5 protein-coding genes are annotated in these 9,119 nt (G+C 71.6%); 2 read left to right on the top strand and 3 right to left on the bottom strand.

What is annotated here, in order from left to right; all coding sequences use genetic code 11:
* Positions 1-82: 82 nt before the first annotated feature.
* Positions 83-790, bottom strand: coding sequence for a response regulator transcription factor (locus M6444_RS20705; RefSeq protein ID WP_298331776.1), 708 nt, complete (start codon positions 788-790; stop codon positions 83-85).
* Between the two features lie 144 nt (positions 791-934).
* Positions 935-2,455 carry a DUF2079 domain-containing protein gene (locus M6444_RS20700; RefSeq protein WP_298331773.1) on the bottom strand — a complete coding sequence of 507 codons (1,521 nt, stop codon included), beginning with the start codon at positions 2,453-2,455 and terminating at the stop codon, positions 935-937.
* A 335-nt stretch (positions 2,456-2,790) separates the two neighbouring features.
* Between M6444_RS20700 and M6444_RS20695 the strand changes: the two genes are divergently transcribed.
* The gene (locus tag M6444_RS20695; RefSeq protein WP_298331770.1) at positions 2,791-2,958 is read left to right on the top strand and encodes a hypothetical protein; all 168 of its coding nucleotides are present in this window, start codon (positions 2,791-2,793) and stop codon (positions 2,956-2,958) included.
* A gap of 741 nt (positions 2,959-3,699) precedes the next feature.
* Here M6444_RS20695 and M6444_RS20690 read toward each other — a convergent pair.
* Positions 3,700-5,715, bottom strand: a complete 2,016-nt coding sequence (locus M6444_RS20690) for a sigma-70 family RNA polymerase sigma factor (protein WP_298331768.1) — start codon at positions 5,713-5,715, stop codon at positions 3,700-3,702.
* A 453-nt stretch (positions 5,716-6,168) separates the two neighbouring features.
* Between M6444_RS20690 and M6444_RS20685 the strand changes: the two genes are divergently transcribed.
* Complete coding sequence (locus tag M6444_RS20685; protein ID WP_298331766.1) at positions 6,169-8,889, top strand: cell wall-binding repeat-containing protein; 2,721 nt, start codon at positions 6,169-6,171, stop codon at positions 8,887-8,889.
* Positions 8,890-9,119 lie beyond the last annotated feature (230 nt).

Genomic DNA, 9,119 nt, shown 5'->3' with positions numbered 1-9,119 from the left:
GCCAGGTCGGCGCCCTCGTCGGCTCGGGTTCCGTCGTCGACGGGAGAGCTGCCCGGGGGTGTGGTGCCGGGGTCGGCGGTGCTCACCGACGCGGGGGAGCGGCGATGCGGGGTCCGTTCCCGACGATCCGCTGCTCGTGCGCCCGCAGTGCCGCCTCGGTGCGGGAGCTCGCACCGAGCTTGGCCAGGATGTTGCTGACGTAGCCTTCGACGGTACGGATGCCCAGGCCGAGCTCGGCGGCGATCTCCTTGTTGGCGGCGCCGCGTGCGACGAGCGACAGCACCTCGATCTCCCTGGGCGTGAGCGAGATGGCCGGCTCCCGCTCGTCGCGCCACCGCCGCTGGAGGCGCTGGGCCACCTCGCGGTCGAGGACGGTAGTCCCCTTCGACACGGTCACGATGGCCTCGGCGAGCTCTGTCCGGTTGGCCGTCTTCAACAGGTAGCCCGCTGCCGAGGCGTCGAGGGCCGCCGAGATGTACGCGTAGTCCGAGTACGCGCTGACCACCAGGCAGCGCGTGTCCGGGACGCGCTCAGCGGCCGCCCGCAGGACGGCGATGCCCCCGGCGCCGGGCAGCTCGAGGTCGACCAGGGCGACATGCGGCCGGAGCGTCGTGAGCATGTCGATCGCCGAGTCGGTGTCGTCGGCCTCGCCGACCACGCGCAGCCGGCCCTCGGACTCGACCAGCTCCCGCAGGCCGGCACGCACGAGGGCGTGGTCCTCGACGATGCCGACGGTGATCGTCGGCTGGGGGTCGCCCGAGGCGTGCTGGTGTCCGTCGAGGCTGGTCACGATGGCCCCAAGTCTACGTCCGGCCCGGGTCGGGAGCCCCGGGCCGACAGGTCGCCGCGAGCGCGGGCGTCGCCCTGGTGCGTGGGGCTCCCGGTGGCCGACGTGTGGCGGTCTCGATCGAGGCCGGGCCGTCCGTCCGCCTGCCTACGGCGCGCTCGGCAGGGTCACCGATCGGACCCCTGGCCCAGGGTGCCAGAGATAGGCGTAGATGCCGTCGGCGTGCGCGACCGGGATGGCGCCGAGGTGGACGCGGACGAAGCGGGCCAGGCGCAGCGTCTGCTCGGCGGTCGCCACCACGAAGCCCTGGCGCGGGACGAGGACGAACAGCACCTCGCGCTCGCGCACGAGGACCACCTTGCCTCCCGGTGTCGCTCCCAGGTACGAGTAGACCCAGAGGCGACCGGCAAACCTGCCCACGACGCCGTTGGAGGCGACGACCTCGGCGTCAGCCGGGGTGTGCGCGAGCACGTTGGCGAGGACGGACGCGCTGGCCGGTGGGATCTTGGCGAACTTCGCCCTGGCTTCGGGTGCGAAGCGGGCCGACAAGCTGACCACCTGGGCCAGGGCTGCTGCGCCGACGAGCACGCCGACGACCGCGACCCATGCCGAGCGTCGTGCCAGCACCCACCGCATCGCGACGAACGAGCCCACCGGGACGAACAGGAAGACGGCGAGCTCCTGGTAGGAGGCGATCGGCGAGATCACCGTCGGGCTGTGGTTCAGCACGCTCGGCAGCAGGATGACGATGCTGACGGGCAAGCCGATCGTCGTCGCCACGCCGAGGAGGCTGGACCCGGCGACGAAGTGCCAGACATCGCGCCACCGGCTGGCCACGGTCCGCAACGCCGTCGACGGGTGCTCGAGCACTCCGGCGATGACCGCGCTCAGCGTGACCGTGGCACCGGGTTTGACGTGGGCCAGATAGCCGTAGTTGGTCGACAGCTGGCTTCCCGTGTCGAGCCCGAGACCGCTCAGGACGGCGACCCATGCCACTCCGATCGCCAGCAGGGCCGCGCCTTCGCGCCACAGACCCCGGCGCGCGACGAGCAGGGTGACGGCCAGGCCGACGAGGACGATCGACTCGACGGCACCGCAGGAGAGCGCGAGGACGACCCAGATCCACGGGTGGCCGCGCTTCGACCAGAAGCCACGTGCGGCCAGAAGGGCGAACACCGCGGCGAGCGCCTGGAGGTGGAAGTCGAAGGCGTCAGCCCACCAGATCCACGGATCCGCGACCAGGACGACGAGCGCCCCGGTCGCCAGCACCACGTCGCGCCGGCGTACCGTCCCCGAGCTCGTCGCCAGTGCGCTCGTCTCGCGCTCGCCCGACGAGACGAGGTCGAGCACCCAGGCGAACGCCACCGCCTCGCCCGCGACCGTGGCGACGTCCTGGACCACCAGCAGCGTGATGCCGTGGGGGAACACGAACCACAGGAGCGCGAGCGGGTAGGTGATCAGCTCGAAATGGTTGGTGAGGAAGGGGGCGGTGCGGTAGAGCGTGCCTTCGGGGTCGAGGTGGCCGTGGGCGATCGCCACCCAGGCCTGGTCGAACAGCGCGAAGTCCGAGGTGAGGTCGAAGTGGCCGTAGAGGTAGGCACTCTGGCCGAGCAAGCCTCCGAGCTGGAGGAGCAGAAGGCCCAGGCCTGCCCACCAGAGGACGCGCACCGCTCGGGGCCACCGGTGGCGTGCGCTCCGTGCACGATGAGCAGGGGCGGACCTCACCGAGACGAGCGCGCCGGACGCTCGATCGGACGCTGGCGAGCTGTCCCCGACACCACTCGAGCGAACCCTCAGGCGACGGCGTGCGCGGGGGGCGTCAGCATGGCGTCGGGCACGAGCACAGCCGGCCAGGCAGGACCGGTCATCGCGATGGGTCGGTCGACGTTCCGGTCGTTCCGGTCGTTCCGGTCCCCGTCTCTGGACCCGCGGTGGGCGCCGGGGTGGTCCCGAGGAAGGCGATCTGGAGCTGGGCGTCGTTCCGCCTGGACGAGGAGCCTTGGATGGTGAAAGCGGACGAACTCGGCGACGGCCTCGAGATCCCCGCAGCGTTGGGCTTCGACGAGCGCTCGGCCAGTCCGCTCGTCGCGCTGGTCGCCCTGCCCGCCATCGCTCGATGCCAATGCCACGCGCCCCGACTCCCCTCACCTGAGCCCGCTCCCTCGGCCTAGCTGGCGGAGCGTACCAGGCGAGGATGCCGAGATGGCGCGTGGCAGTGACCATCCTCAATCGGGCTCGTCGTGTTGTGGTGCCGGGTGGCGCCAGGGTCGGCGACTCGGCCATAGACATCCAGCGCCGGGGCCCAGTGCCCCGCTTGCGGGCCTCCGGGCCGGACTGCCGGAGACGACGAGCACACGGCACTCTTCGGTTCCCGAGCCAGAAGTTCGGGGGACAGCGGTCATCACTCCTCCTTCGTTCCGGCGGCGGCGGACACCCGCTCGCAGCAGCGGGCGAGCGAGACGAGGATCGGATCAGCGGTCTTCACCCAGCCGTAGGGCCGGGGGCTCTCGTTCCGGTCTTTGGTCTACTCCCGGATGCCCGTTTCGGGAGCGGCGACGCTCGTGTGCGCCCGCGCTTGATCTTCTTCGTGACGAGCTCGCCGATCGACCGCTCCACCATGTCGGGCCACGAACCCGGCGTCGGGGTGAGGGGGCGGGCGGAACCGTGGGTTGCGCCGCAGCCACCACTGGGTGCGTGCAACGAACAACCCGCCGACCGGGAACCACTTGACCCCACCCACGAGGGCCTCTCCGGCCAGGAGGTCTGCGATCACCTCGAGTGCGATCTGCCCTGGCAGGCGGCCGCTGGGATGGACGCCGTCGCAGGTCGCTCCGTCCGACGACCCTCGTCGGGCTGCGCACGCGCCTACGGGGCTCAGGCCCCGCCGGCTTCGCCCACCGGGGGATGTCGCCTCAGCGTGGTCGGCGTGGCCCGAACGCCGTCGGGTCGGCCCCGGTTGTGGGGCCGACTTGGCCGGTGGCGGTCGAGTCATCGCTGGCCGGCGTGACTGCGCTGCTCGACGGCGACGGCGACGGCGGTATCGACGGGTGCGGCGAGGCAGCGGTGGGTGTCGAGCTGGCCGTCGGGGCGCCTCCGCCCTCGGGCGGTTCGACGAAGGCCAGCGCCAACTGGGCAGTGTTGTCCGCTGTCCGTAGGAGGAGCTGGGCCACGAAGTCAGCGGAGATGCCCCAGGGCAGCGAGGCGGCCGACGTCGAACTGGCCGTCGGTGCCTGCTTGCTCAAAACGACGGTCGTTCCCCGGAACAGGTAGCCCGGATCGCCGGTCGTCCCGGTCGTGGAGGCCAGGACGCCCCGAAGCTGCACCTCCGTGCCGTCGGCTGCCGTTACGTCCACTACCAGCACCCCGCTGGCGGGGGCGACGCACGCCCCAGTGAGCACCGACACCGCCGTGCCCGGTGTATCGGCCGTAGGGGTGGTCAGCGTGGCGGAGCCGTGGAAGACCGGATCGGTCGATACGTTGGCCAGGGTCACCGGCCGGGTTTCGAGCAGGTCGACGACGGTCCCGCTCAGCGGCGGCGCGGTGGGGATCGGGCCGGGGGTCGCGCCGGGGAAGGCGGCCAGCCACGGGCAAGGAGCGACCGCCGGGTTGGTCGCCACCGAAGTGCCCACGGGAGCCCCCACGGCACCGGCACCCGAGCCCGTACCCGCCCCGGTGCCGCCGACCGGCGTGCCCGAGCTGGTCGGTGTCTTGCTGGGCTGTGTCGCACTGGCCAGCGCCACCCACGACGGCACGTGCACCGCCGCCGAGGTGCCGCCGTTGGTCGTCGCCGGCGACGGCGCCGTCTCGGCGTGCACCGCCGGCGAGGTGCCGCCGTTGGTCGTCGCCGGAGATACCGCCGGTGCCGGTGCCGGTGCCGGTGCCGGTGCCGTCTCGGCGATCACCGACATCGTGACGGGCGCGGAGGACGATCCCGCCCTCGAACGCGACGCCCCGAAGTCGTGCGTCGGTGAGACCCTCGCCGGAGCTGCCCGGGTCGCGGCCGGCGTTCCGCCGGCGGCTGCGGTGGCGGCTGGACCCGGGGAAAAGGTGGCCGTGGCGACTGCGGCCACGCCTGCCACCACCGCCAGCAGTGATCCGCGCGGGTTCGGTGCACCTGTCACCGCAGCCTGAGCCTGCGGGCTGGTCGCCACCTGCACAGCCAGCTGGTTCACGCTCTGGTGAAGCCTTGCGAGGGCCTGCCCGGCTGTTGGCGCTGCCGGGGCAGCGCCGCTGGCCGTCGCCACCGCAGGACTGGAGCCGGTGCCGTGGAGCGGCCCGACGTGCGCTAGCCGGCCGGGAAGGTGCCGCAGCACCGTGTGCACCGCCAGCGGCGCGCCCACCACCGCTCCGAGCAGGCTCCGGACACCGCGCAGACGGCGTTGCAGGGTGACCCGAGCCCGATGCACCCGGGCCCGGGCGTTCGCCTCGGTGATCCCCAGTTGATCGGCAACATCGGGGTAGGGAAGGCCATCGACGGCGTGCAGGACGAAGCTGCTGCGCTGAGAACGCGGAAGGCGGTCGATCGCCGACAGCACCGTCTCCAGCACTACCGGGTCCGACACCACGTCGGACCAGTCCGGCGTCACCAGCTGATCACCGGCCAAGCGTTCCGGCAGCTGCCGCTGGCTCGTACGACGGGCGCCGTGCGTGGCGCACACGTTGGAGGTGATGAGGCTGAGCCAGGCGGCGAGCCGGTAGTCGCCGCCGAAGCGGTCGATGGCCCGCAGCGCCCGCTCGAAGACCTCCTGGACGACGTCCTCGGCTTCGACGCGGCTGCCCAGCCTGCGCTCGGCCTGCGCCAGAAGCGTCGGATAGTGGTCGGCCACGATGCCGGCAAAGGCGTCGGGATCGCCGGCTTGGTGCGCCTCGACCAGCCGGCGGTCCCGCTCGGGGCTTCGACGGTCGAGGTCCTGGGGTGCGATCGCCATGCTGCTCGACTTCCCTTCCTCGCCTTCCACCGGGACTTCCCGCTCGCCCTCAGGCACGTGGAGGGGTCCCGCCTCGGCTGCACCACCACCCGGAGCACCGCGTCACGACCGGGGTGCCCGCGCGCCAGCAACGATACCGCTCCCGCGACCGTACTTTCCCCGTCGGGCCACGGCAACGACCGCCATGCCCGTTGCCGGATCGGGCCGGAGCGGAGCTGGACCACTCCCGCGCGGGGCACCCCCGTGCGGGAGTGGCTGACGTTCGGGCCGAGGACGCTCGCGTCGGGGCGCGGCCGACCCCGCTCGACGCCGATCGAACCCATGTGTCACAGAGATGCGCGTTCGGCGGTTGAACCACCTGTAGCATCGAACTCCGTCTCGCCGACCGTCGCGCCATGGCGCCGCGGCCGCGTGGGGCGAGGTGACCATCCAGCGATCCAACAAGGAGAGCAAGTGAGAGAACATCCGTCGGGAGCACGCCGATGGGCGGTAGGGGGCTTGGCAGCCACCCTGGCGCTCACCGGTGCCAGCGTGCTCGGGCTGAGCGGGGTCGCAGCAGCGGCGCCCGCCGTTGGCTCCTCGGTGAGCGCATCCTCATCGCCGAGCATTCGCCCCACCGGTACCAACCAGGCGGCGGGCGACCTCGTCGTCACGATGACCCCGGGGAGCACGTGTGCCACGGGCGACACGATCAGCCTCGCCGTCACGGACTCGGCGAAGGCGGCCACGGTCGACTTCACTGGGAACCCGACGGTGACCCCGTCGAACACGCCAGGGACCGTCCCGCCGACGGTGGGAACCGTCACCGGCGCCGGTACGAACGCCATCAGCGTGCCCATCACCTGCGGTGCGGGTGCCACCACCTACGCCGCCGGTGAGACGTTCACGTTCTCCAACATCGCCTACAACACGACGGCCGCCGCAGTTGGCGGTGTGCTGGTGACCGCCACCTACGACACCACGACCCTGACGCCGACGACGGGCGTGTCCAACGCCACCGTCACCACCGGCGTGCCGGGCGTCGCCATCTACGCGACGGCGGCATCTCCGACCATCGGGGCCGGCACTTCGGGCGGACAGGCCGCTGCCGACCTGCAGGTGCAGCTGGCCAGCCAGGGCACCTCGTGGCAGTCGGGCGACCAAGTGAGCATCACCGTCGGAGACGGGGCGAATGCGAACTGCACGACGTCGAGTGACACCGTCGCCTTCTCGGCCGCTCCCAAAGTCACCGCCTCGGTGACCCCCGGGCAGGCCTCGCCGGTCCCGACGTTCTCCACGCCGACGCTGGCCGCTACCGGCCCGTGCGCCGGCACGTCGGTCGACAACACCGCGGTGCTGACCTTCACCAACAGTGGGGCGATCATCGGGACGAACGCTCTCAACGCCGCGCAGCCGCCGGTGATGATCCACATCTCCGGCGTGTCCTACACCGTCGGCTCGGGTGCGGCCAAGGGCCACGTCTACGTGGGCGTCTCCTACACCAGTGCCGGCAATACGACCTCGGTCGCGGCCAGCAACAATCCGTACATCCCCGGTGCGGGGCAGCCGCCGTACGTCGGTGGGCCCTCGAACGCCCTCATCAGCGACGTGCTGGTCAACGCCAACAACCCGGCCGTGGGCCTGGTGCCGGGCGCTCCTGACGCTGCGATCAGCCCGATCGCCGTCGTGGAGACCCAGGCTGCGGTGATCGGCAAGGGCTTTGTCTGCGTGACGCTGAACAACGGCACATTCGATGCCAGCAGCACCCCGACCGTGGCTGCCAGCGGTGGCGGAGCCGCCGTCGCCAGCACCGTGGTGGGCATGGGCTCGAACGTGCTGAGCTTCCAGGTGACGACGGCCTCGTCGTCGGCAGCGGCCACCTACACGCTGTCGGGCCTGAAGGTCGATGCTCCGAGCGGCACGTTTGGCGCGATCGGCGCTTCGGTCACCACCGGTGCGAGCGCAGGCTGCAGCGGTAGTCCGCTGGTCGCCACGGCACCCCGGGTGTTCGCGGTCATGACCGCCATCCGTACCGCCGGCAGCACCGAGGACGCCACCGCCGCGCAGGCGCTGCTGACCGCCTACCCGGTCAATGGCGGCGCTGGATGCCCGAAGAACCTCGCTGCAGCAAGTTTCCTCGGCTCCCCGGCCCGTGCGGTCGTGCTGGCCACCAACAACACCTACCAGGACGCCCTGTCGGCGAGCTACCTGGCAGGCCGTCTGGGAACCGGCGTGCTGTTGACGTCACCGGGCAGCCTGTCGGCGTCGGCGGCCAGCGCCATCCGCATCGAGGGCATCACCGAGGTGTACGTGATCGGCGGTCCCGCGGCGATCAGCCCGGCGGTGATCAGCCAGGTCGAGGGTCTCACCGCCTACAACTGCGGCGGGAACACCCCGGTGACCTCCCTCGTCGGAGGCGCGGCCAAGGTGCAGGTGGTCGGCCCGATCTACGGGCAGACCGCTGACGGCACCGCCGCGGCAGTGGCCCAGTACTTCAACACCTCCGGGGTCGGGTCCGTGAGCGTGCCGGGTGCCTACGGCATGTACAACGACACCACGGGCAACAGCTCGTCGGCGCCGGCGACCACCGAGCCGCTGCGCACGGCGATCCTCGCCACCAACTCCGGCTTCCAGGACGCAGCGTCGGCCAGCGCGGTCGCCTACCAAGGCTTCCCGTTGCTGCTGACGCCCGGGGCGTCGCTCGGGTCGCAGGCCCAGCAGGCGATCGTCAACCTGGGGATCCAGCAGGTCATCGTGATGGGTGGCCCGCTGGCCATCTCGAACAGCGTGGTGACCCAGCTGCAGGGCATGGGTGTGTCGGTGCTCCGCATCGCCGGACAGGACCTGGGTGACACCTCCCAGATGCTGGCCCAGTTCGAGCAGAACACCGCCAACGTGGCCGGTCAGCTGGACGGCCTCGGCTGGGGTTCTTTGCATTCGAGCACTGTGCTGGTGGCTCGAGGCGACTACTTCAGCGATGCCATCACCGGCTCCGCTGTGGCCGGCGTGACGCACTCGCCGATCCTGCTCACACTGAGCCCGAGCTCCGTCTCGCCCTCGGTGATCACCTTCTTGAACAACGCCGGCTCCAACGCGGCGCAGTTCCCGGTGTACGTGCTGAACGTCCTGGGTGGGCCGTTGGCTATCACCCAGACGACGGTGAGCACGCTGTTCGCCGCCCTGGCCAACGGCTGACCTCACGCCGTGATCCACGGCTGAACAAGCCGCTGAGCCGATTCGGCCAGCAGGTTGCAGGAGGAGGGGCCTTCGGGCCCCTCCTCCTGCGCGTTCGCCCGACAACCGCGACGGGGTGCTTCGGGCGCGACGGGGTGCTTCGGGCGCGACGGGGTGCTTCGGGCGCGACGGGGTGCTTCGGGCGCGACGGGGTGCTTCGGGCGCGACGGGGTGCTTCGGGCGCGACGGGG

It is taken from the genome of Haloactinopolyspora sp., assembly GCF_027324685.1.
Lineage (GTDB): Bacteria > Actinomycetota > Actinomycetes > Jiangellales > Jiangellaceae > Haloactinopolyspora.
The sequence above is the reverse complement of the archived record's forward strand: the minus strand, read 5'-3'. Positions and strand labels throughout refer to the sequence as shown.